General features: G+C 54.7%; 22 protein-coding genes. 7 read left to right on the forward strand and 15 right to left on the reverse strand.

The features are described 5' to 3' along the window. Positions 1-190 precede the first annotated feature (190 nt). From BR83_RS0101910 to atoS, 3 genes are read right to left on the reverse strand one after another with little or no spacing between them, the layout of a single operon-like run. Positions 191-700 carry a CBS domain-containing protein gene (locus tag BR83_RS0101910; protein ID WP_027355656.1) on the reverse strand — a complete coding sequence of 170 codons (510 nt, stop codon included), beginning with the start codon at positions 698-700 and terminating at the stop codon, positions 191-193. A 33-nt stretch (positions 701-733) separates the two neighbouring features. Further along, the gene (locus BR83_RS0101915; protein ID WP_027355657.1) at positions 734-2,095 is read right to left on the reverse strand and encodes a sigma-54-dependent transcriptional regulator; all 1,362 of its coding nucleotides are present in this window, start codon (positions 2,093-2,095) and stop codon (positions 734-736) included. 30 nt (positions 2,096-2,125) lie between these two features. Further along, positions 2,126-3,925, reverse strand: a complete 1,800-nt coding sequence (gene atoS / locus BR83_RS0101920; protein WP_027355658.1) for a two-component system sensor histidine kinase AtoS — start codon at positions 3,923-3,925, stop codon at positions 2,126-2,128. Between the two features lie 150 nt (positions 3,926-4,075). On the opposite strand from atoS, the gene treZ reads away from it, so the two are divergent. Genes treZ through treY form a run of 3 tightly spaced genes read left to right on the forward strand, consistent with a single transcriptional unit; the run spans position 4,076 to position 11,192 of the window. Then, positions 4,076-5,926 (forward strand): malto-oligosyltrehalose trehalohydrolase, encoded by a 1,851-nt coding sequence (gene treZ, locus BR83_RS0101925; protein ID WP_027355659.1) that lies wholly within the window; start codon positions 4,076-4,078, stop codon positions 5,924-5,926. Positions 5,927-5,979: 53 nt separating this feature from the next. After that, positions 5,980-8,412 carry a DUF3536 domain-containing protein gene (locus tag BR83_RS0101930; RefSeq protein ID WP_027355660.1) on the forward strand — a complete coding sequence of 811 codons (2,433 nt, stop codon included), beginning with the start codon at positions 5,980-5,982 and terminating at the stop codon, positions 8,410-8,412. 14 nt (positions 8,413-8,426) lie between these two features. Then, the gene (gene treY / locus BR83_RS0101935) at positions 8,427-11,192 is read left to right on the forward strand and encodes a malto-oligosyltrehalose synthase (protein WP_027355661.1); all 2,766 of its coding nucleotides are present in this window, start codon (positions 8,427-8,429) and stop codon (positions 11,190-11,192) included. 55 nt (positions 11,193-11,247) lie between these two features. Here treY and BR83_RS0101940 read toward each other — a convergent pair whose 3' ends face one another. The 6 genes from BR83_RS0101940 to truD form a co-directional block, all read right to left on the reverse strand. Then, a complete protein-coding gene (locus BR83_RS0101940; RefSeq protein ID WP_407637320.1) occupies positions 11,248-12,474 on the reverse strand; it encodes a phenylacetate--CoA ligase family protein in 1,227 nt (408 codons plus the stop codon). 60 nt (positions 12,475-12,534) lie between these two features. After that, positions 12,535-13,125, reverse strand: a complete 591-nt coding sequence (locus BR83_RS0101945) for an indolepyruvate oxidoreductase subunit beta (RefSeq protein WP_027355663.1) — start codon at positions 13,123-13,125, stop codon at positions 12,535-12,537. Continuing rightward, positions 13,122-14,936, reverse strand: coding sequence for an indolepyruvate ferredoxin oxidoreductase subunit alpha (gene iorA / locus BR83_RS0101950; protein WP_027355664.1), 1,815 nt, complete (start codon positions 14,934-14,936; stop codon positions 13,122-13,124). The genes BR83_RS0101945 and iorA overlap by 4 nt, the downstream gene beginning before the upstream one ends. A 225-nt stretch (positions 14,937-15,161) precedes the next feature. Then, positions 15,162-15,479, reverse strand: coding sequence for a cupin domain-containing protein (locus tag BR83_RS0101955; RefSeq protein WP_027355665.1), 318 nt, complete (start codon positions 15,477-15,479; stop codon positions 15,162-15,164). Positions 15,480-15,625: 146 nt separating this feature from the next. Beyond that, on the reverse strand, positions 15,626-16,375 hold the full coding sequence (locus BR83_RS0101960; protein WP_027355666.1) for a pseudouridine synthase: 750 nt from the start codon (positions 16,373-16,375) through the stop codon (positions 15,626-15,628). A gap of 81 nt (positions 16,376-16,456) precedes the next feature. Beyond that, entirely contained in the window at positions 16,457-17,617 is a 1,161-nt protein-coding gene (gene truD, locus BR83_RS0101965; protein ID WP_027355667.1) for a tRNA pseudouridine(13) synthase TruD, read from the reverse strand. A gap of 212 nt (positions 17,618-17,829) precedes the next feature. Here truD and BR83_RS17715 point away from each other — a divergent pair, with 212 nt between their 5' ends. Both BR83_RS17715 and BR83_RS16295 read left to right on the forward strand, forming a co-directional pair. After that, complete coding sequence (locus BR83_RS17715) at positions 17,830-17,958, forward strand: hypothetical protein (RefSeq protein WP_278244188.1); 129 nt, start codon at positions 17,830-17,832, stop codon at positions 17,956-17,958. Positions 17,959-17,985: 27 nt separating this feature from the next. Beyond that, positions 17,986-18,432 carry a YkvA family protein gene (locus BR83_RS16295; protein WP_027355668.1) on the forward strand — a complete coding sequence of 149 codons (447 nt, stop codon included), beginning with the start codon at positions 17,986-17,988 and terminating at the stop codon, positions 18,430-18,432. A gap of 18 nt (positions 18,433-18,450) precedes the next feature. Here the strand turns inward: BR83_RS16295 and BR83_RS16895 are convergent, their stop codons facing one another. The 4 genes from BR83_RS16895 to BR83_RS0101995 all read right to left on the reverse strand — a co-directional run bounded on the left by BR83_RS16895 (position 18,451) and on the right by BR83_RS0101995 (position 20,276). Then, complete coding sequence (locus BR83_RS16895; protein ID WP_242839602.1) at positions 18,451-18,561, reverse strand: sporulation protein; 111 nt, start codon at positions 18,559-18,561, stop codon at positions 18,451-18,453. 91 nt (positions 18,562-18,652) lie between these two features. Then, positions 18,653-19,087, reverse strand: a complete 435-nt coding sequence (locus tag BR83_RS0101985; RefSeq protein WP_051617732.1) for a type II toxin-antitoxin system VapC family toxin — start codon at positions 19,085-19,087, stop codon at positions 18,653-18,655. After that, complete coding sequence (locus tag BR83_RS0101990) at positions 19,080-19,328, reverse strand: AbrB/MazE/SpoVT family DNA-binding domain-containing protein (protein WP_013823890.1); 249 nt, start codon at positions 19,326-19,328, stop codon at positions 19,080-19,082. Before BR83_RS0101990 ends, BR83_RS0101985 begins: the two co-directional genes overlap by 8 nt. 192 nt (positions 19,329-19,520) lie before the next feature. Continuing rightward, positions 19,521-20,276: a sporulation protein gene (locus BR83_RS0101995; RefSeq protein ID WP_027355671.1), complete on the reverse strand. Its 756-nt coding sequence runs from the start codon at positions 20,274-20,276 to the stop codon at positions 19,521-19,523. A gap of 84 nt (positions 20,277-20,360) precedes the next feature. On the opposite strand from BR83_RS0101995, the gene BR83_RS17075 reads away from it, so the two are divergent. Further along, entirely contained in the window at positions 20,361-20,573 is a 213-nt protein-coding gene (locus tag BR83_RS17075) for a hypothetical protein (protein ID WP_157832945.1), read from the forward strand. Positions 20,574-20,701: 128 nt separating this feature from the next. On the opposite strand, the gene BR83_RS0102005 is transcribed toward BR83_RS17075, so the two are convergent. Next, complete coding sequence (locus BR83_RS0102005; protein ID WP_027355672.1) at positions 20,702-21,157, reverse strand: type II toxin-antitoxin system VapC family toxin; 456 nt, start codon at positions 21,155-21,157, stop codon at positions 20,702-20,704. After that, a complete protein-coding gene (locus BR83_RS0102010) occupies positions 21,150-21,452 on the reverse strand; it encodes a type II toxin-antitoxin system Phd/YefM family antitoxin (protein WP_027355673.1) in 303 nt (100 codons plus the stop codon). Before BR83_RS0102010 ends, BR83_RS0102005 begins: the two co-directional genes overlap by 8 nt. A 175-nt stretch (positions 21,453-21,627) precedes the next feature. On the opposite strand from BR83_RS0102010, the gene tnpA reads away from it, so the two are divergent. Continuing rightward, positions 21,628-21,954: an IS66 family insertion sequence element accessory protein TnpA gene (gene tnpA / locus BR83_RS0102015; RefSeq protein WP_027355674.1), complete on the forward strand. Its 327-nt coding sequence runs from the start codon at positions 21,628-21,630 to the stop codon at positions 21,952-21,954. The last annotated feature ends 61 nt before the right edge of the window (positions 21,955-22,015 follow it).

The following is a 22,015-nucleotide window of genomic DNA, read 5'->3' on the forward strand; positions in this document are numbered from 1 at the left end:
TCCAGTTTATGGTCAGCAGAACATTTTCTCAACACAGGATTTTTAAAGATGACCTGATATCTTTCATTTCAGTTTATTTCGGCCACCGGTTTTACCACCTGTCTTTTGCTTCTCTGTTGAAATTTTCATCAACCCTGACGGAAAAAGTGTAATTGAGCATTTTCACAATGTTCGAGAACAGGCATAAATTTTACCTGTTCTTTTCTTCTGCTTCCCGATAATAATCGCTCAACACTTTGAAGACATCAACAACACGTACCACACCCAGCAGGTTGCCGCGCTCCAGAACAGGCAGGGAGTTAACGTTATATTTTAAAAAAGTACGGATAACCTCTAAAAGCTCATCACTGGCCTGCACTGTGGCCAGCAAGACGGGCCTCATGATATCCCGCACTTTCATCCGGGAGCCTTCCTTTAACTTTCGCAGGAAGTACCAGCTCCAGGACTCGGACTTAAACAGGGGGTTGCGGATTAAATCGTAAAGCCCTACCGCAGTTAATATCCCGCGGAGAGTTAAAATACCTTCCAGTTTACCATCATTATTCAGAACAATCAGAATACGGTGGCCATGCCAGGGCCTGCCTTCCCGGTGAAAAGATTGCCTTAAGGCCTGGATACCCTCGTGCAGGGTGGCATCTGCCGTAATAGTGGGAATCTGCTCGATGGGGATCATAACGTCCCGTGCCCTCAATGCAAGCATGATCGTACTCCTTTACATTAATTTACATTCCGCTCAATCAATAATGCCCAGCTCTTTCATTTTCAGGTACAGAGAACTGCGGTTCATTTTCAGCGCCTGTGCGGCCGCTGAACGGTTCCAGTTGTGTTCTTCCAGGGCCTGCAGGATGATTTCCCGCTCCACTTCAGCAACCATTTCTTTAAAGGAATCCCCGCTCAACCCTTTCAACCAGTGCAGGCGGCGGGAACTTTTGCGGATGGAGTGGGGCAGATCCTCAACCGTCAGCAGAGGCCCGTTGGACATCAAAACAGCCCGCTCGCAAACATTTTTCAGCTCCCTCACATTGCCCGGCCACTCGTATTCCAGGAGCAGCTTCATGGCCTGTTCGGTAAAACCGCTGATCTGCTTTTTGTATTCAGAGCTGTACTGTTTTATCATATGTTCGACCAGCAGGGGAATATCTTCCCTGCGCTCCCGCAGCGGCGGCAGGTAGATATCCACCACGTTCAAACGGTAAAACAAGTCCTCCCTGAACGTTCCTTCGGCAATGCATTTTTCCAGATCCTTATTGGTGGCAGCAATAATCCGCACGTCCACTTTTATGGTTTCGGTACCCCCCAGGCGCTCAAATTCCCGCTCCTGGATGACCCGGAGCAGTTTGGCCTGGAGGTTCAGGGACATTTCCCCGATTTCATCCAGAAAAATGGTTCCATGCTGGGCCAGCTCAAATTTACCGGGTTTCGATGTCACCGCGCCGGTAAAGGCACCTTTTTCATAACCGAAGAGTTCGCTTTCCAGAAGGCTATCCGGAATAGAAGCACAGTTGATTTTTACAAAAGGCTTATCCCGCCGCACGCTGTTAAAGTGTATGGCCCTGGCCACCAGTTCCTTGCCCGTTCCGCTCTCGCCCCGGATGAGCACAGTGGCATTGGAATTGGCCACCCGCCCGATAATCTTGTAAACCTTTTGCATTGCCGGCGACAATCCGATCATGATTTCCGAAGGCTCATCCGTCACCTTACCCGGATCGGCCGGGGCTTTACGCATCAACTTTTTTATCTCCACGGCTTTTTTGACCGTTTCCAGAAGATCATTAATCTGAAGGGGTTTTAAAAGGTAATCAAAGGCACCCATCTTCATGGCCTCAATGGTACTTTGCGTAGAACCGTAAGCCGTAATTAAAATGATGGGAGTATCCTGACCTTTCACCCGTACCAGTTCCAGGGCCTTAATCCCATCTATTTCCGGCATGCGTATATCCATAATAACCGCAGCGGGATCGAGCATGGTTATCTTTTCCAATCCCTCCCGGCCATCCCGGGCCGTCTCCACACGATAACCATGGTCAGTCAGGATGTCCTTTAATGTTTGCCGCACACTTTCCTCATCATCCACAACCAGAATGAGATCTTCCATCGCGCTTCACCTCTTGCCAGGGTTACCCGGCTACGTTCTGAGATAAATGGTAAACTTCGTTCCCCGGCCCACCTCGCTCTCCACTTCTATCTGCCCGCCATGGGCCTGCACGATCTCGTAGGCAATGGCCAGCCCCAGGCCGGTGCCTTTAGGCCTGGTGGAGTAAAACGGCGTAAAAAGATGGGCCAGGTTTTCTTTCGGAATACCGCATCCGGTATCAGCAATGGTCAGGGCCACCCGTTGCCTGCCGGGAAGGTAAGCGGTGGATATGGATATGGTACCACCTTCGGGCATGGCCTGGATGGCGTTAAAAATTATGTTAACCACTGCCCTCTCCATCTGCTCGGCGTCCATCCAGACCGGCGGCAGGTCCGCTTCCAGGTCCAGCAGCAGGTTATATTTCCCCTGATACATTTCCTGAAAAAATTCGGTTAACTCCCGGATTAAAACATTCAGATCGCGCTGAAACAGCCGCGCCTCCGCAGGTTTGGCAAAGTACAGCAGTTGCTCAACAATGTAATCCAGGCGGGTAATCTCACGCTGGATTGTTGCCAGGGCCTGGGCGCTGGGTTGTTTATTTTGCATCCAGTGCTGGATATAGCAGCTGATAGAAGTCAGCGGGTTGCGAATTTCGTGGGCCACACCGGTAACCAGTTTCCCCAGGGCTGCCAGGCGTTCCTGTCGCCGCACTTTTTCCTCCAGCTGCATGCGTTCAGTCAAATCCCGGCAGTTGATTACAGCTCCCAGAAGTTCTCCGGAAGCAGTTTTCAAAGGTAAAATACTCAAAAGCAATTGACGGGAAGTTTTATCGCCATTGCTCCAGTTCAGCATCAAATCGCGAAAAGCCTTTTCTTCTTTTAAGGTCCGCTCCAGGTAAGACAGCAGGGGGGCGTTCCCGGAGAAAAGCTCACCCATCATACGACCCTTAAATCCTTCCGGCAGGGCGAACAGTTCCCGCGCCAGGTTATTGGCCAGGATCACTTCTCCCCCGGCGTTAACCACCACGATGGCTTCATCGATTACCGCCAGCATGGTTTCGGTATACAGGTTTAACTCCGCAATACGGCGGGCAAAGCCATTAATTCCCTCTACAATTTCACCGAGTTCGCCGTGAGCCTCAGGCATGGTCCGGGAAAGATCTTCTTCCAGGGTTTTCAGGCCCTGCCTGATGAATCGCACCTGCATCACCAGGTCACGGAAAATGTATATGGCTCCTCCAAAACCTGTAAGTACCACAGCGGCTATCGCCGAGTAGGCAATCATCTCGATATGGCGCCGCTTGCCGTAATAACCCACTTCGGAAAGATATTCGGCCGAACGAATTACACCCTCCACTTTACCATTACGGGTGAAGGGACGGTAAATCTCAATAACCCCGCCTTCTTCAGGACCCAGGTTTTGTACCAGGCTTTTCCTCTGGGACATGGTTTCCTCAAAGGCCTTTTTACGGCGCAGGGAAAAATTTTCATCGAAACGCCCGGTACCGTCGTAAAAAACGTGCAGGGGTTCATAGTACAGCCCGATGTGAACCTCCGGGTATTCTCGTTTAACATTATTAATTTTTTCATTGACATAATTGCCTATAGCCACTATTTTTTCTTCCCTGGTTCTGCCCGCCAGACCCTGTTCAGCCAAATAATTATCCAGGCTGCCGGCCAGGTTCTGATCCAGCAGGTAAGCCGCCTGGTTAAGCTTGGCCTTCTGGTGTTCCAGAAGGGAAAGCTCGCTGTTTTTGATGATGTGCATCATATAAAGGGTAAGAAGAACGGGGAGTATCAGCAGCAGGGTAACCAGAAACAATATGCGGTTGCCGTAAAAGAACTTGTGCAACGCATCCCCACTCCATGCGCCAATGATTTATTACTATTGTAATACCGGATAAGACCCTTTTAAAAGGGAAAAACTTTTGGCACATAAAAAATCAAGCAGTCACGTACTGCCGAACTGCAAAATCGCTAATAATAGGAACGGTGAAAACTTATGCATCAGCACATAACTTCCCTGCCCCCGGGAGCCACCTGCCTGGGAAAAAGCCGCTGCCATTTTAAAGTATGGGCACCCAGGGTAAAGAACCTGGCCGTACATATCCTGGGACCCCGTGAGCGGGTTATTCCCTTAACCGAAGAAAAACACGGTTATTTTGGCGGCACCGTAGAGGGGGTGGAACCGGGAAACCTCTATTACTACCTCCTGGACGGGGAAAAGGAAAGACCCGACCCGGCCTCGCGCCACCAGCCGGAAGGAGTGCACGGACCTTCCCAGGTGGTGGACCTTTACTCTTTTAACTGGAACGATCACTGCTGGTCCGGCCCCAACCGGGAAAGCCTGGTTTTTTATGAGCTACACCCGGGAACATTCACCCGCGAGGGGACTTTCGAGGCCATCATCCCCTACCTGGAAGAGTTAAAGGAACTGGGAATCACCGCCATCCAGCTCATGCCCGTAGCCCAGTTTCCGGGCAGCCGCAACTGGGGCTACGACGGTGTCTACCCCTATGCCGTGCAAAATTCCTACGGCGGGCCCGGCGGCCTGCAGCGACTGGTGGACGCCTGTCATCAAAAGGGAATGGCTCTTTTCCTGGACGTGGTCTACAACCACCTGGGACCGGAGGGCAATTACCTGGGCGACTACGCGCCCTATTTCACGGAGCGTTACCGCACCCCCTGGGGACCGGCAATTAATTTCGACGGGCCGGGCAGCGATGAGGTACGCCGCTATTTTATTGAAAACGCCCTTTACTGGATCCGGGATTACCATATAGACGGCCTGCGCCTGGACGCGGTGCACGCCATCCTGGACATGTCGGCCACCCACTTTCTGGAGGAGCTGGCAGAAGAAGTGCACCGGGAAGCCGGGCGCCTGGGCCGCCGCGTCTACGTGGTGGCGGAAAGCGATCTCAACGATGCCCGCATCATCCGGCCCCGGGCCATTGGAGGCTACGGGCTGGACGCCCAGTGGTGCGATGATTTTCACCACGCCCTGCACACCCTGCTGACGGGTGAAAGGCTGGGGTACTACCGGGACTTTGGAGAGCTCGATCATCTTGCCAAAGCCTTTCGCCAGGGTTACGTATATACGGGCCAGTACTCGGAATACCGGCAGCGCAGGCACGGCAATACCACGGACCTCTGCAGGCCCTGCCAGTTTGTGGTTTTCTCTCAAAATCACGACCAGGTAGGGAACCGGGCGGGGGGCGAAAGGCTCAGCAACCTGGCCACCTTCGAGGACCTCAAGCTGGCGGCAGCAGCAGTCATCCTCTCCCCCTACTTACCCCTCCTGTTTATGGGGGAGGAATACGGTGAAACGGCTCCTTTCCTCTACTTCACCAGCCATACGGACCCGGCCCTGGTCGAAGCAGTGCGCAAGGGGCGGCGGGAGGAATTTTCCGCCTTTGCCTGGCAGGAAATAGCAGACCCCCAGGATGAGCAGACTTTCCTGCGCTCCCGGCTGAACAGGGCTCTTCGCCATGAAGGCCACCACCGGGTCCTCTACGAATTTTACCGGGAACTGCTGCGCCTGCGCCGGGAAGTGCAGGCCCTGGGGAACCTGGAAAGGAGAAATATGGAGGTGCACTCCTACCCCGGAGAGCAGGTTCTGGTGGTCCAGCGATGGGAAAGGGAGAGCCGGGCCAGTCTTATTCTCTCCTTTAATGATCTCCCGGTTCACCTGAATCTGCCCCTGGCACAGGGGCACTGGCAAAAAATTCTGGATGCCGCGGAGGAGCGCTGGCTCGGCAGCGGCAGCACCGTCCCGCCCGTCCTGTTTTCCCCGGGAAGGGTGGAACTCACCCTCCCGCCAAAAGCATGCCTTTTACTGGAGCTGGAAAGGTGAGTCCATACCCGGGCCTATGCCGGGGAAGGAAAATCGATACTGGAGGGATACCAGTGGAACGCTATATCTGCATTCACGGGCACTTTTACCAGCCACCCCGGGAAAATCCCTGGCTGGAGGACGTGGAACTTCAGGATTCCGCCTACCCCTACCACGACTGGAACGAGAGAATTACCGCTGAATGCTACGAACCCAACACTGCCTCGCGCATACTGGACGCCGACGGTTGGATCAGAAAAATCGTCAACAACTACAGCAGGATCAGCTTCAATTTCGGCCCCACCCTGCTTTCCTGGATGGAGAAACACGAGCCGGAAGTCCTCCGGGCTATCGTTGAAGCCGACCGCCTCAGCCGGGAAAGATTTTCCGGACACGGTTCCGCCCTGGCCCAGGCCTATAACCACATGATCATGCCCCTGGCCAACCGGCGGGACAAATACACCCAGGTCATCTGGGGCATTAAGGATTTCGAATACCGCTTTGGGCGCCACCCGGAAGGCATGTGGCTGCCGGAAACAGCGGTGGATCTGGAAACGCTGGAAATTATGGCCGAACAGGGTGTCCGCTTTACCATCCTGGCACCCTACCAGGCCCGGAGATTCCGCAGGATCGGCACCGATACCTGGCAGGATGTGGGGCCGGGGGGTATCGATCCCACCGTCCCCTACCTCATCAACCTGCCCGCATCGGGCCGCACCATCAGCGTCTTCTTTTATAACGCCGATATTTCCCGGGCGGTAGCCTTTGAAGGCCTGCTCTTAAACGGGGAGAATTTCGCCAGGAGGTTGATCAGCGCCTTCAATACGGGCCGCCCCGAAACCCAGCTGGTCCACATTGCTACCGACGGGGAAACCTACGGCCACCACCACCCGCATGGAGATATGGCCCTGGCCTACGCTCTTAATTACATAGAAACCAATAAGGCAGCCCGCATAACCAACTACGGGGAGTTCCTGGAAAAACACCCGCCCACTTTGGAGGTGGAGATTAATGAAAATACCGCCTGGAGCTGTGCCCACGGGGTGGAACGATGGCGCAACAACTGCGGGTGCAATTCCGGCCAGCACCCGGGATGGAGCCAGGCGTGGCGGGCCCCCCTGCGCAACGCCCTAAACTGGCTGCGCAACACCATCGCCCCCATGTACGAGGAGGAAGCACGCCGCTTTTTAAAGGATCCCTGGGCCGCCCGTAACGACTATATTGAGGTAATCCTGGACCGTTCAACCGAGAGCCTGAACCGCTTCCTGAATAAACACGCCGCCCGCCCGCTGGAAGAAAACGAACAGGTACGGGTCCTCAAACTCCTGGAAATGCAGCGCCACGCCATGCTCATGTTCACCAGCTGCGGCTGGTTTTTTGACGAAATTTCCGGTATCGAAACGGTACAGGTGCTGCAGTATGCCTGCAGGGTGATCCAGCTGGCCCAGGAATTATTCGGGAAATCCCTGGAGCAACCTTTCCTGGAAATACTCTCCCAGGCCAAGAGCAACATACCCGAACATAAGGATGGCGCACACGTCTATGAAAAGTTCGCCAAACCGGCCATGGTGGACCTGGTCAAAGTGGGAGCCCACTACGCCATTTCCTCGCTGTTCGAATCCTATGACGAACATTCCCGCATATACTCCTATACCGTGTTGCGGGAGGACAGCATCAACCGCCTGGCCGGGGCGGCCAAGCTGACCCTGGGCAAAGCTCGCGTCACCTCGGAAATTACCCGGGAAGGGGTAACTATTGTTTATGGCGTGGTCAACTTTGGCTACCCCAGCATTAACGGCGGGGGGCGGGGATACCAGGACGAGGAAAGTTACCGCAAGATGGTGGAAGAAGTGGCCGGGGCCTTTGACCGGGTTGATTTCCCGGAAGTCGTCCGCCTTTTAGACCAGTATTTCGATGGCAGCACTTTCTCTTTAAAACATCTCTTCCGGGACAAGCAGCGGGAGATCCTGGATGTCATTCTGGACTCCACCCTGGAAGAGGTGGCCGGCGACTACCGGCGCATATACGAGCGCCACGCTCCTTTAATGCGGCTTTTGCAGGAACTGAACATTCCCCAGCCCAATGTCCTGCGGGCGGCCGCCGAATTTGTTATCAATACCAGCCTGCGCCAGGCCTTTTCGGAAAAATTCCTGGACCTGGAGCGTATTAAAGCCCTGCTGGAAGAAGCCAGGATGACCAGCATTAATCTAGATGGGGCCTCCCTGAGCTATGCCCTTAAGAAAACCCTGAATAAACTGGGAGAGGAACTGCGCAGGCATCCCACCGACCTCTCCCTGCTCGAGCACCTGGCCACAACCTGCAACCTGGTCCGTTCCCTGCCCTTCGAGGTGGATATGTGGAAAGTGCAGAACAATTATTACTGCCTGCTGCAAACCATCTACCAGGACCTGCGCCAGAAAGCCGACCAGGGGGATGAAGAAGCCAGAACCTGGGTGGAACGCTTCGGCTCCCTGGGAGATTGCCTGGGCATTAAAAGGAACAGGTGAGGGAGGAAATTGCCATGACCCCCGTGCGGATCCCAGTTTCCACCTACCGCCTGCAGTTCAACAGGGAGTTCGATTTCACCAGGGCCCGGGAACTGGTCCCCTACCTGCATGCCCTGGGTATTACGGATATATACGCCTCTCCCCTGCTGGGCGCCCGGCGGGGCAGTCCCCACGGTTATGACGTGACCGACCCCACCCGCATCAATCCGGAACTGGGGGGGGAGGAAGGAATGCGTACCCTGGTCGCTTCCCTGCACGAACGGGGGATGGGCCTGCTCCTGGATGTGGTGCCAAACCATATGGCCGCCAGCCCGGAAAACCCCTGGTGGTTTGATCTCCTCCGCTGGGGGCCTGATTCTCCCTATGCCGCATATTTTGACCTGGACTGGCAACCGGCGAGAACTTCCCTGGCCGGCAAGGTGCTCCTGCCCATCCTGGGCTCTCCATATGGTGATGTTCTGGAGAAAGGGGAACTCTCCCTTACCCTGACCGGGATGGGCTTCGGCGTGGCCTACCACCAGCAGTGGCTCCCTTTAAAGCCCGCCTCCCACGGGGAGATCCTGGAATATGCAGGGGTGACAGGTGAACTGCAGAGACTTGCCGGCGTCTTTTTGCGCTCCCCCGGCCGGGAGGAATTTTTACGGGCGGTAGAAGAATTGTGGCGGCTGTATACCCAGAAACCTCCTGCCAGGGACCTGCTGAACGAGGCCCTGCTCCTGATCAACAACCAGAAGGAGAAGCTGGACGAAATCCTCAGCGGGCAGTACTACCGCCTCGCCTTCTGGAAGGCGGGCAGGGAAGAGGTTAATTACCGGCGTTTCTTTGATGTGGCTGAGCTGGTCTCCCTGCGGATGGAGGAGGAAAGGGTTTTTGAAGCCACCCACTCCCTGGTACTGGAACTGGCCTGCCAGGGAGCGGTAACGGGCTTCCGCATCGACCACATAGACGGCCTGCGCGACCCGCAGGCTTACCTTGAGCGCCTGCAGGCACGTCTCCAGCCTGCCGGCAGCACCGGCGGTTCGCCGGCCAGAAACAATTTTTTCGTGGTGGTGGAAAAGATCCTCACCGGAAACGAAGAATTACCCCCGCAGTGGCCGGTTTACGGAACCACGGGGTATGATTTTTTAAACCTTTTAAATGCCCTCTACACCAACGGGGATGGCCTGGACATTCTGGAGGCGGTTTACCGCCGGGCAGAACGGGAGGTTCCCGCCTTTGAAGAAGTGGTTTATACCTGCAAAAAAAAGGTGCTGCGGGAGCTCTTTGCCGGGGAAGTGCGGGCGCTGGTGCACCAGCTGGATCCCCTGGCAGCCGCCGACCCCCGGGGCCGGGATCTCTCCCTGAAGGAACTGGAAAAAGCCCTGGTAGCCCTTACCGCCTGCCTCCCGGTTTACCGGACCTACATCCGGGAAGAGGCAGTATCAGACATGGACAGGGACTTTATCCTCCAGGCGGTGGAGCAGGCCGGCAGGTTAAACCCGGAACTAAAAAGGGCCATTGATTTCCTGCGGCGGGTGCTGCTGCTCGAAGTTAAGGACCGTGCTGCCGCCCTGAAATTTTCCATGCGCTGGCAGCAGTTCACCGGCCCCGCCATGGCCAAAGGGTTCGAAGATACGGCTTTATATATTTACAACCGCCTGATATCGCTGAACGAGGTGGGCGGGAATCCCGGCACCCGGGGCCTGGAGGTGGCAGAATTTCACCGGAGCAATCTAAAAAGATACCGGTGCCAGCCCCACACCCTCAACGCCACCTCCACCCACGATACCAAGCGCAGCGAGGATGTGCGGGCACGGCTGCACGTCCTGTCAGAAATTCCCCACCTGTTTGCCGGGCGCCTGGAACGCTGGCAGGAAATGAACCGGAACAAAAAACCCCTTATCGAGGGCCACCCGGTCCCCGAAGCAAATATGGAACTGTTCATCTACCAGACCCTGCTGGGGGCCTGGCCCCTGGAGGAAGGAGAGCTGGACAGCTTCAACCAGCGGCTGCGGGATTACCTGCTTAAAGCCGCCCGGGAAGCCAAGACCAGAACAAGCTGGTTGAATCCGGATACGGCCTACGAAGAAGCCCTGCTGAAATTTGTGGAAACCATCCTGGAAGATGATAAAAACAACCGGTTCCGGCAGGATTTCCTGGAGTTCCAGAAAATAACTGCTTTTTACGGCGCCATTTACTCCCTGGCCCAGGTGCTGCTGAAGATAGCCTCACCGGGCATCCCGGACTTTTACCAGGGGACGGAGCTCTGGAACTTCAGCCTGGTGGACCCGGACAACCGCCGCCCGGTGGATTTTTCCCGCCGGATGGGCCTCCTGACCGGGCTTAAGGAAAAGGAAAATTTCGCCGGGCCGCTCGCCCTGGCAAAAGAACTTTTATCCACCTGGCCGGACGGCCGCGTGAAGCTCTATCTCACTTACAAAGCCCTGCACTTCCGCCGGGCGAGGCGGGAACTTTTCCAGGCCGGTGAATACATTCCCCTCCAGGCCGCAGGCCCGCTGCAGCGGCACCTGTGCGCTTTCGCCCGCCGGGCGGGGGAAAGCTGGGCCCTGGTGGTTGTACCCCGCCTGGTGGCCTGCCTGAACGGCCGGGAACCGCAACTCCAGTTTCCCCTGGGGGAGAAGATATGGGGGGAAACTGCCCTGCTCCTGCCCGCCCGGGCCCCGCACCGGTGGATTAACATTTTTACCGGCGAAGAGGTAAACTCGTCCGTAAAGGGCTCCCTCTCCCTGGCGGAAGTATTCCGCCACTTCCCGGCAGCACTGCTGGAAAACGCCGGCTAGAGCTGGCCGGAAAAATTTTCAGGCCGGTTTGCAGACCGGCCTGTTCAATTCCATTCTATAATTCCCGGTAATCAAAAACCCTCTTGCTTTTTTTCTCACTCCGGGGCAGGGTGCCAGGGGCAACCGCTTCCACGTCGGCGGTAACGCCAATCCGGGATTTCATGTTGCGCTTGAACTCCCCGGCCACTTCCCGGGGATCTCTTCCTTCTTCCACCTCTATTTTGATCAGCATATGATCCTTACCTTCGTTCCTGGTAAGTATGATCTGGTACTCACTGCCGGCCCCCTCTGTAATTTTAAGGACATGGTCGACCTGGCCGGGGTAGATATTTACGCCCTTAATCTTGATCATATCGTCAGTCCGGCCGAGAACCCGGTCGATCATGGGGTACGCGCTCCCGCAGGGACACCTGTAGGGCAGCAGCCGGGTGATATCATGGGTGCGGTACCTCAGCAGGGGCATACCTTCCTTGGTGAGGGTGGTGATGACCAGCTCTCCCTCTTCTCCCGGAGGAAGCTGCCTGCCCGAAACGGGATCAATAACTTCAAAAAGGAGATGGTCGGACCAGTAGTGAAGGCCGCTGTGGTAGGGGCAGTCAATGGCAATCCCCGGCCCGTAAACCTCGGTGAGCCCGTATATATCATAGGTTTCTATATTGAAGATTTCTTCAATGCGGCGGCGCATCTTGTCGCCCCAGCGCTCCGAGCCAAAGATGCCCAAACGGAGTTTGATTCGATCCAGCACCCCCCTCTTTTTGGCCTCTTCCGCCAGCAGGAGGCCGTAAGAAGAGGTGCCGATTAAAACGGTCGTCTTCAGGTCGATCATCATTTCCATCTGTTTTTCCGTATTCCCGGGACCGGTGGGTATGGCCATGGCGCCCAGCCGTTCCACGCCGGCCTGGAAGCCGATACCCGCCGTCCACAGCCCGTAGCCGGGGGTAATCTGCACCCTGTCCCGGCTGCTCACCCCTGTCATGGCCAGGGAGCGGGCCATCATTTCGGCCCAGGCATCCACATCTCTTCTGGTATAAGGTACAATAACCGGCTTGCCCGTGGTACCGGAAGAAGAGTGGATGCGCACAACTTCTTTTTCGGGAACGGCCATCAACCCCAGGGGATAGGCATCGCGCAGCTCGTGCTTGTCGGTAAAAGGTACCCGGTCCAGATCGTTTATTGTTCTAATGGAAGCGGGATCCACCCCCGCTTCATCCAGCTTCTTCCGGTAAAAGGGAGAGTTGCGGTACACCCGCTGAACCATTTCCCGCAGCGCCGTCCCCTGCATCTCATACAGGGCCTCGAAATCAAACCGGCCCCCGCCCAGTTCGGCAGCTTTTAAAGCCATTTAATACACCCCCATGGCCCGGCGGCCTATTTCAAAAGCCTTCCGGTTAATATCCCTGTACCGGTTGGGCACGGTTTCCAGCACCGCTTCCAGCAGCCCCTCCGGGGTGAAAGGAAGGCCGGGAAAAGTCGACAGCGCCCCCAGCATTACCACATTGGCGCACCTGATATTTCCCGCCTCCCTGGCCAGGGCGGAAGCTTTCAGAAAACACACCCCCGGCAGTTCTTCCTCCAGATATCTCCTTATATCCTGAACCGGGTAGCGGGATAAACCCGCCGAAACGGAAGTGGGCATAATTACCTCGTCATTGACAATGGCCCTGCCCCCGGCGGCAAGTTTTTTCAAAGCCCGGGCCGCCTCCGCCAGTTCAAATCCCAGCAGGACATCGGCCCTGCCGTCCGGAATCAGGGCGCCCGCCAGCCTATCCCCCACCCGGACATGGCTCACCACGCAGCCTTCCCGCTGGGCCATGCCTATAGTTTCAGAAGTTCTGACCTGCCACCCGGCTTCCATGGCAGCTCTGGCGATCACCCGGGAAGCCAGAACCGTTCCCTGGCCGCCCACTCCGGCAATGACCAGGTCAAATTTCACAGCTGCTCCTCCTCCTCGATGGCACCTGCCGGGCAAACCTGGGCACAGACGCCGCATCCGGTACATTTTTCAGAAATACTTATCCTATCTTCATCATCCCTGTTCAGAGCCGGGCAGCCAAAGCTTTCCACGCAGGTCAGGCATCCCACGCAGGTTTCCGCATCCACCCGGTAGCGACCGCCCGGCCCGGTCAGAGCCACGCACTCCCTGCGGGCGATGACCACAGAGGGACCTTCATGTTCCACCGCTTCCCTGGCGGCCTGCATGACTTCCCCCAGGTTATAAGCATCCACCTGGAGGATGTGCTCCACACCGCATCCCCTGACCAGCCCGGCAATATCTATTTTTCTGGCCGGGTCGCCGGAAGCTCTTTTACCAATTCCCGGATGGGGCTGGTGACCCGTCATGGCGGTGGTACTGTTATCAAGGATCACCAGGGTGATGTCGGCATTGTTGTAAACCGCGTTGATCAGGCCCGTCACCCCGGCATGAAAAAAGGTGGAGTCGCCCAGAAAAGCCACGTGCTTGCGCCCCCGTTCCACACGGGAAAGGCCGGAAGCTATGGTAACGCTCGCCCCCATGCACAGGCAGGTATCAAGGGCGTTCAGGGGTGGAACAACCCCCAGGGTGTAACACCCGATGTCCCCGGTAAAGACCGGGTCGTAATCCTTCAAGGCTTCCCGGAAGCCATAGAAAACCGGCCGGTGGGGGCACCCCGCACAAAGGACCGGGGGCCTTAAGGGCAGCTCGGGAACGGGGTGGACGGCACCCGCGGCCCGCTTTTCTTCCTCCAGGCCGAAAAATTTCCGCAGGGCGGCAGCCACCCTGTCCGTATCCAGCTCCCCTTCCCGCGGTACCAGCCCGTCATTTTTGCCCGCCACGGCCAGCGGTAATTTATGGCGCCAGGCCAGGTGGATTATCTGGTCCTCCACCACCGGTTCCTGCTCTTCAACCACCAGCACCCGCTCCATCCGGGACAGAAAATCCAGCACCAGATCTCCGGGCAGCGGGTAGGGGGTCCCTATTTTCAGGAGGGATGCCTCCAGGCCCAGCATTTCCAGGACCTCCAGCACGTAATTGTAGCTCACACCGGAAGCGACAATGCCGGTTTTCCCCTTAATTTCGGCCCGGTTAAAGGGCACACTGTTAAACAAAAGGGCCATCTCCTCCTGTTTCCGGTTGAGCCAGATATGTTTTTTATAAGCCAGGGCAGGGAGGATCACCCACCCCGGATTTTTTTCAAAGCGGCACTGGTTTCTGGCAGCAGGCAGGGGACCCAGGATAACATCCTGGCAAACGTGACAGGTTCTGGTGGTGGGTCTGAGGATCACCGGCAGCCCCAGCCGCTCGGAAATTTCAAAAGCCGCCACCGTCATATCCTTCGCTTCTTGAGGGGTGGAAGGGTCCAGGACGGGCAGACCGGCGAAATGGGCGAACTTTCTGGTATCCTGCTCGTTCTGGGAACTGTGGGGCCCCGGGTCGTCCGCCACCACCAGAACCAGCCCGCCCTTCACACCGATATAGGCCAGGGTCATCAGGGGGTCCGCCGCCACATTCAGTCCGACCTGCTTCATGGTCACCATGGCCCGGGCTCCGGCGTAGGCTGCCCCGGCCGCCACTTCCAGGGCTGCTTTCTCGTTAACCGACCATTCGACATAAAAGCCATAGTCCCGGGAAAAGCGGGCCAGGGTTTCCAGGACTTCCGAAGAAGGGGTGCCGGGATAACCCGCCACCACCTGCACCCCCGCTTCCACCGCCCCCCTGGCGATGGCCTCGTTACCCATCAGGAGCATTTTTCCAGGAACTGCCATTAAATGTGCCTCCCCAGTGGCCAAACTGGATGTCGCAAGATAAAAATAAAAAACCAACACCCGATGAGTGTTGGTTTGCTCAACCCCATCCACTCATCTCGGCTCACCTCATCTCAACTCTTTTCCATTGGCTGTCTCCAAACAGGTACGCATCCGAAATATGCCTGGCAAAATGCTATCACGCCGGAAGAAAATATGTCAAGAAGATTTTCAGGCCATCTTTTTTTACGCGGTTGGAAGCTTCCATACCAGCACGTGAAATTCCTGATCCGGTGCCGCCTTTAATCCGTGGGGAATACCCTTTGTGCTGTAGACGAGTTCACCCTCTTCCACCGGCGATTCATCTTCCCCAATTGTGATTACCCCCCTGCCCCGGGTCACCTGAAAGACCACATTTTGCGGCGTTACATGGGCTTCTACCACTTCGCCCGGCTTCAGCAGCAGGTTCATGATGACAAGACCGTCTCGTTCCAGCACCTTCCTGGCACTTACCCCCCGGGGGTTAGTGGATACCGGTAATTCCGAAATTTTAATTACTTCCATTAAAAAAACCTCCCTTACAGCACCCGGATTAAAAATTGACCGGAGTTATTTTAACTACCCGGCTGCCATTTTAAACAATGGTACTGCACTCATTTTCAGGGAAGATATTAAATGGCTCACGCCGCAGTTGTGATATTGATCACCATTTATTTACCGGATGATCTGCGGACCCATTCCCGAAGCATTTTTATTTCCTCTTCCGTCAATTCACGATATTCCCCGGGCTGCAGGCGCTCATCCAGCACCAGGGGTCCCATGGCAATACGTTTCAAATAAACCACTTTCTTGCCCACGGCTTCAAACATGCGCTTCACCTGGTGGTATTTCCCCTCGTAGATGGTCAACTCCACCCTGGATTCCGGCCCGGAACTGAGAATTTTTAATTCGGCGGGCATGGTCCGGTAGCCGTCGTCCAGGATCACTCCCCGGCGGAAGGCCTCCACATCGGCTTCCGTCACCACCCCGCTGATAATGACATAATAGACTTTGGGCACGTGTTTTCTGGGTGAAAGTAACTGGTGGGCCAGTTTACCATCGTTGGTAAGCAAAAGCAGGCCCTCGGCATCTTTGTCCAGCCGGCCCACCGGAAACGGGTGAAAGAAACGATACTCGGGTGGAAGCAGGTCCACCACCACCTCGGCAAATTTATCTTCGGTGGCCGAAAGAAAGCCCTGCGGCTTGTTGAGCATTAAAAAAATATGCTGCCTGTACACCACCGGCTCCCCGTCCACCTCGATCTGATCCCGGCCGGGCAAAACATGGAACCCGGGGTTACCCACCGGCTCCCCGTTAACCGTGACCCATCCCTCTTTAACCAGCTTCTTAACCTCATTACGGGTACCAAACCCCATATGGGCCAGCACTTTGTCCAGGCGCTGGCCACCTTTCCCCGCCATTTTCCTCACCTCACCGCGTATTCTGCCAGTGGCATCTCAAAAGCATAACCTCCCGGCCCATCCCCGGAGTATTCCTGCTCCTCAGGGCATGGTCAACCTTTTGATGAGCATCGTCCCGTAGCTCCCGCGCGGCAGCCTGAAGAACAGGCGGATTTTCTGCCTGCCGGGGTAAAGATCATCGGGTTCCGCAGGCTCCAGGCGCAAATCGCCGGGAAAAACTATGGCCTGCCTGGGGGTGGACTTGAAAAACGCCTGCCGCACCTTGCGGAGGTTAAAACTGCTGCGCTTGATGCCCCTTTCTTCCAGGATGGCCGCAAAGAGTTGCCCGGTACGGGCATCGGGAAACTCCATGCGGCTGGCGGCCAGCGGAAGGTTAAGGGATTTTAAATAAGCCAGTTCTTTTCTTTCCAGGCGCCGGTAAAAAAGATAGGGTCCGGCCACTCCCGGAACGGCCGCGAGATTCAGGTTCATTTCCTGCAAGATCCTTCTCAAAAGCTCGTTAAACAGAAAGCTCTGGTAAGCCGAAAAGAGAAGCGAAAGCTCTTCCCGGGGAATCATCTGCAGCGCCTCAACAAAGGCCTTAGGTTTCTCCGCCAGCAGGGAGAACATTTTCATCTCCATGGTGGTTTTGGCACGGGAAAGGCAGGCCGGCCAGTCACCCCAGTGTTCGCGGAAAAAGCGTTTCCGTTCCCTGGCCTCCTTTTTTTCTTCCGGGTAGATACCGGTAAGGTATACCTGCAGGCTGCCGTTATAATGCTTTTTCAGCAGCCTCTCGGCCATGAAACCCATCTGGCGGTCCATGCTGCCGAAACGCTGGTCGTCATAGTAATTGGGATAGCCGAAGCCCCTGACTTCATCCACCCGGCGGGTAATGCGGGAAACCTCTTCCCCGTCAAGGGCGCGGATGGTAATGGCAAACTCGTTTCCCTCCAGCAGATCGGGCCCCATGGGCCTGTCCATATAGCCAATGCTCTGGAAGAAAAAGTTCTTCTCGCCGGTGGTTAAATTGGCGGGATGCTTCACCGTAACGTACTGAAAGGTATGGGCGTGCCTGTCCTTCAATCCCCCGTAAGCAAAAAGGCGGTAGGGAAGGCCGTGTGCCTTTGCCAGCCGGATCAAAAGATCGATGGTGTTCCATCCTTTCTTTTCCAGGAGATAGAGCCGGTAAGGCCCCCTTTCCCGGAGAGGAAGACGGGCCAGCTCCCTGACCACGAAATCCTCCGGGATCACCTTCAGCTTCATCGTCCCCGAACTCTCCTTGTCTTCCTCTTAGCCCTTCTTTATGTCTCTTTAATTTACCACAACCGGAGAGCTTTGTAAAATAACTGTCCGGCAGGTGCCGGGTCCGGAGGAGCTCCAGCCTGGAAAAGATGTGCGTATGCCCTTACCCATCATGCACATACTATGAAAGGTATATCAACCCGTTTTAAATTCTAAATGTGGAGAGATTGAACATGGCCAGAGATAGAGAAGGGCTTACTACGCGGGACCTGGTGCTGCTCGCCCTGAAAGAAAAAATAATCCGGCATGCGCCGGAAGAACAAGGTTTTCACCATGGACACGGAGAAAAAGTCTTTTCATGAATTAAGTTAGCGGGGGTCTGCCGCGCTATGGGTGAAGTCAGGAAGAGAGAAATCTTTGAAGTGCTCAAGAGGATGCCCGCCTACTTCAAGCTTATTTACGGGCTGTACAGGGATAAGGATGTTCCCCCCAGGGCCAAGCTGTTCTTAGCCCTGGCCCTGACCTATAATATTTCCCCGGTGGACCTGATCCCCGATATCATCCCGCTGGCCGGACAGTTTGACAACGTCCATTTCACCTTAAAATTATTACGGCGTTCCCTGAAGGCTTGCCCCGAAGAGGTATTGAAAAGACACCTGGAGAATACCAACCTCTGCCTGGATTATCTGGAAAGAGATATCCTGATCTCGGGGCAGTTGATGAAAGGCTTTGGCCGGGCCGCTTTAAACGTATCCCGCAGGACCGCCGGCTATATTTTGGCCATACCGTTTAAAATGGGAAAAGCCATCTTCAGGCTGGGGAAGATGATAAAGTAACCCCACCGGGCCGGGAAATTACCGGATGGCCCCGTTAAGGAACCCGCCCAGGGGGACCGCAGTTTCCGCCACCTCCAGGTCCACCCTGGCAGAACCAATGCCAATACTGGCCAGAAGTTTGGTAAGCATGATCCACCCCCGATAGAATTTGGAAAGCTGAGGTAATGAATTCGCCGGGCAATGGGGAAGTCCTTTTCAGCCCAATTTTTATCCGAACTGGTTATTGAGAATTCGGGATATTTTTAGCCGGAAGCATCAATTGATCAATTTCCAGATCAACTCTGCTGAATTCCGGATCCCGGTGCACCAGCGTTGCAGCTTTTTTCCTTGCCAGGCCAGCAATAAAAGCATCGGCCACGCTTAACCCGCCCTTTGCTTTTATTTGTGCGGCCAACCAGAGCAGCTCCTCGTCAGGCCAGACTTCTTCCAGTGGCAATTCCCTTAACTGGAGAACCAGTTTTGTTGCCTCATCCAGATTCTCCCTGGACATGACCAGATAAGCAATCTCAAAAATACTCATGAACGAAATATAAACAATTGCCTTGCCTGAGGAAGCTTGTATAAATACCTCTTCGATCAGGTCAGCTCCTGCTTCATCCTGGTAATAGGTCAACAGGGCACTGGTGTCCAGCACGTATTTTTTGATGTCACTCATTTACTTTCCGTTCCTTTTCCCGGTACTTCATCAGTAAACCGAGCAAATCCTTTCCCTTTCCAGCACCCCGGAAAAGTTTACCCGGTTCAGCTGGCAAAGGAATTATCTTTATCTCCCCGCCCTGGTCGATCCAGGCTATGCGCGTCCCTTCCCGAATATTATAGCGTTCCCTAATCCCGGCCGGAATAACGGTCTGGTAACGGTGACTGACAGTGGTTTTAATGATATTTCTTGTGCTCAAACAACACACCTCCCTTTTCTCACAGTATACAAGACGCATATTCCTATTACAAGACAGAATGCATCCAAAACCTAAAAGTAAACCTACATCTTATGTTGTAGATAGCTCCCTAAGGAAATTTTTTGTTCCGCAAATTAAACGGGAAATTAAAGGTGGTATCCAATGTGGAAATGGGGACAAAGTCATTTTCTACTAAATAATCTTCCGGTATTCCCTTTCAATAATACTCCTGAGCATTCCAGCCAGCCCGGACACACTGTCTATTTCACTGTAGGGGATGGTAAAACGGACAAATCTTTCGTCCAGGTCCAGCTCGTCCAGAAGAGACCCGAAGAGGCCCCGGGCCTTTTTGTCGATCTGCATGACCACCACCAGTTCCCTCTCCCCGGCCACGGGATAAACCTCGATTTCATCCAGTTCCCGGACAAAATAAGTGGTCGGACGGTACTCAAACTCCTGGAAGCGGCCGTTGTAATCGCCGGAGCCGCGCTTTTCCCGGAAACCCAGGGCTTTCAGGGCTTCAAAGAACATTTTGAATTCCCTGTTGGGCACTATTTGAATGGGGTCATGGTCAACCGGGTCAATGGCCTGGGGTATGTCCAGCCCCGTCTGGAGGAAGTACCTGGTCCGGCCCCTGGAAATGGGCAGGCCGAAGGGGATCTGGAAACTCACCGGGTAGATCTTTTCCTCCCCCGGCCGGACCACCATTTTCTCCCCCACCGTGACCGTGCCGATGATCCGGCGAATGTTCCTGGTTTGATCCCCGGCCTTATAGGCTGAGGATAGGATAAGGTTGATGTAGATTTTGTCTACCCGCTGCTCCACGTTCCCGCCCTGGATCCTGATGGCCCCGTTAAGGAACCCGCCCAGGGGAACCGCAGTTTCCGCCACCTCCAGGTCCACCCTGGCAGAACCAATGCCAATGCTGGCCAGAAGTTTGGTAAGCATAATACACCTCCGATAGAATTTGGAAAGCTGAGGTAATGAATTCGCCGGGCAATGGGGAAGTCCTTTTCAGGAAGAAACACTGATATGCTTTTAATAGACCACGACCATGCTCGGGTGCGCACAAAAATAATCCGGCTGCCTGGCCGGATCATGTTGAGCATTGCCAGAGGATTTCATATTTGTGCGGCCAGCCAGAGCAACTCCCCGTCAGGCCAGACTTCTTCCAGTGGCAATTCCCTTGGCTGGATAACCAGTTTTGTTGCCTCATCCAGATTCTCCCTGGATATGACCAGATAAGCAATCTCAAGAATACTCATGAACGAAATATAAATATTGCCTTACCTGAGAAAGCCTGTCCAAATACCTCTTCGATCAGGTCAGCTCCTGGTTTATCCTGGTAACAGGTCATGGGGATTAAATACCGGTTAATTTAATTCCTTTAAAAATCTCACATATTTCCTTCGCCCGTTCAGGAGATTGACCAGCTTTTCATCCGCCGTCCAGAATTCACATGTTTCCCCGGTTCTCCTTTCCACCACCTCAGCAACCGCCAGAAAAGCTGCATCGTAAAGCGTAGGCATATCGAAGTGGCGACTAATTTTCCAGGCCAGATCCATTATCGAGTCATCATTAAAGTACTCTATCCCGGGAAATTGCCGGAACTCCAACCACAGATCGTCCGCTTCCTGAACAGCCAATTCCCCCCTTCTACGCTTCTTTCTCAGAACAGTTCCTATTTCGGCCCAGGCGAATGCGGGCAGCACAATGAGCTGCCCCTGGTCAATGATCCTTTGCAATAATAACGTAGCTTTATCGCTATCCTCCTCCTGAATGAATAATTTGATCAAAACCGAGGTATCCAGGCAGATATAGTTACTCATGGCGGTTCAACCCCTCCCGAAGTTCACGGATCAGTTGAACCGAATCACCCCTTACACCCCCCTTCTTTGCCATCTTAACCCTTAACTGAAGTATCCTGTCCAGGCTTTCTTTTCTGGTTTGAGTCAACAGGTCCATCTCATTCAACTTACGCGTCTTCTCGAATGTTTCAGCATCCACCAGGTAAGCAACCGGCTTTGACCTCTGGAGGATAACCGCCGGTTCTTTTGTGCGAATTACTTCCATCAGAATCTCGCGGATGTTCCTCCGGATATCTGTCACATTCACTATATGCATTGCTATCACTCCCAAATGTGCTTTTGATTATAGTATAACCGGTTGGGAGAGTGATCGCAACACAACCCGGCCCGGAACTTCCGTAAGCGTCAAACACAACCCACCTTGGCACAATACCCAAGTTTAAGGGATAATCTTCCTCAAAAAATAAGCTCGATGAGGAGGATTTTTTCTTATGACCAAAGCCGAACGGGAAGCGCTATGGGAAACCCGAATAGCCGAATACAAGATGAGTGGGCAAAGCGTCAGAGAATGGTGCGCCGCCCATGAAGGCGTCAGCCCCAGGCAGTTATGGTACTGGCTGCGAAAGTTTAATGACCGGAACGGAGTTACCCCAGGAAAATCAAACCGGTGGCTGCCGGTGGAAATAAGCAACCAGTCATTTATAGAAGAGGACCATACTTTACTGGTCAAAATAGGACCGGCCAACATCGAGGTAAAACCCGGCTTTGAACCAGCCTTGCTTTCTCAGGTAGTTAAGGTGCTGGTAGCGTTATGCTAAATGAATTTAGTATCAACCGGGTTTACCTCGCCTGCGGTGCCACCGATTTGCGCAAGTCCAT

It is taken from the genome of Desulfofundulus thermocisternus DSM 10259, from assembly GCF_000686645.1.
GTDB lineage: Bacteria > Bacillota > Desulfotomaculia > Desulfotomaculales > Desulfovirgulaceae > Desulfofundulus > Desulfofundulus australicus.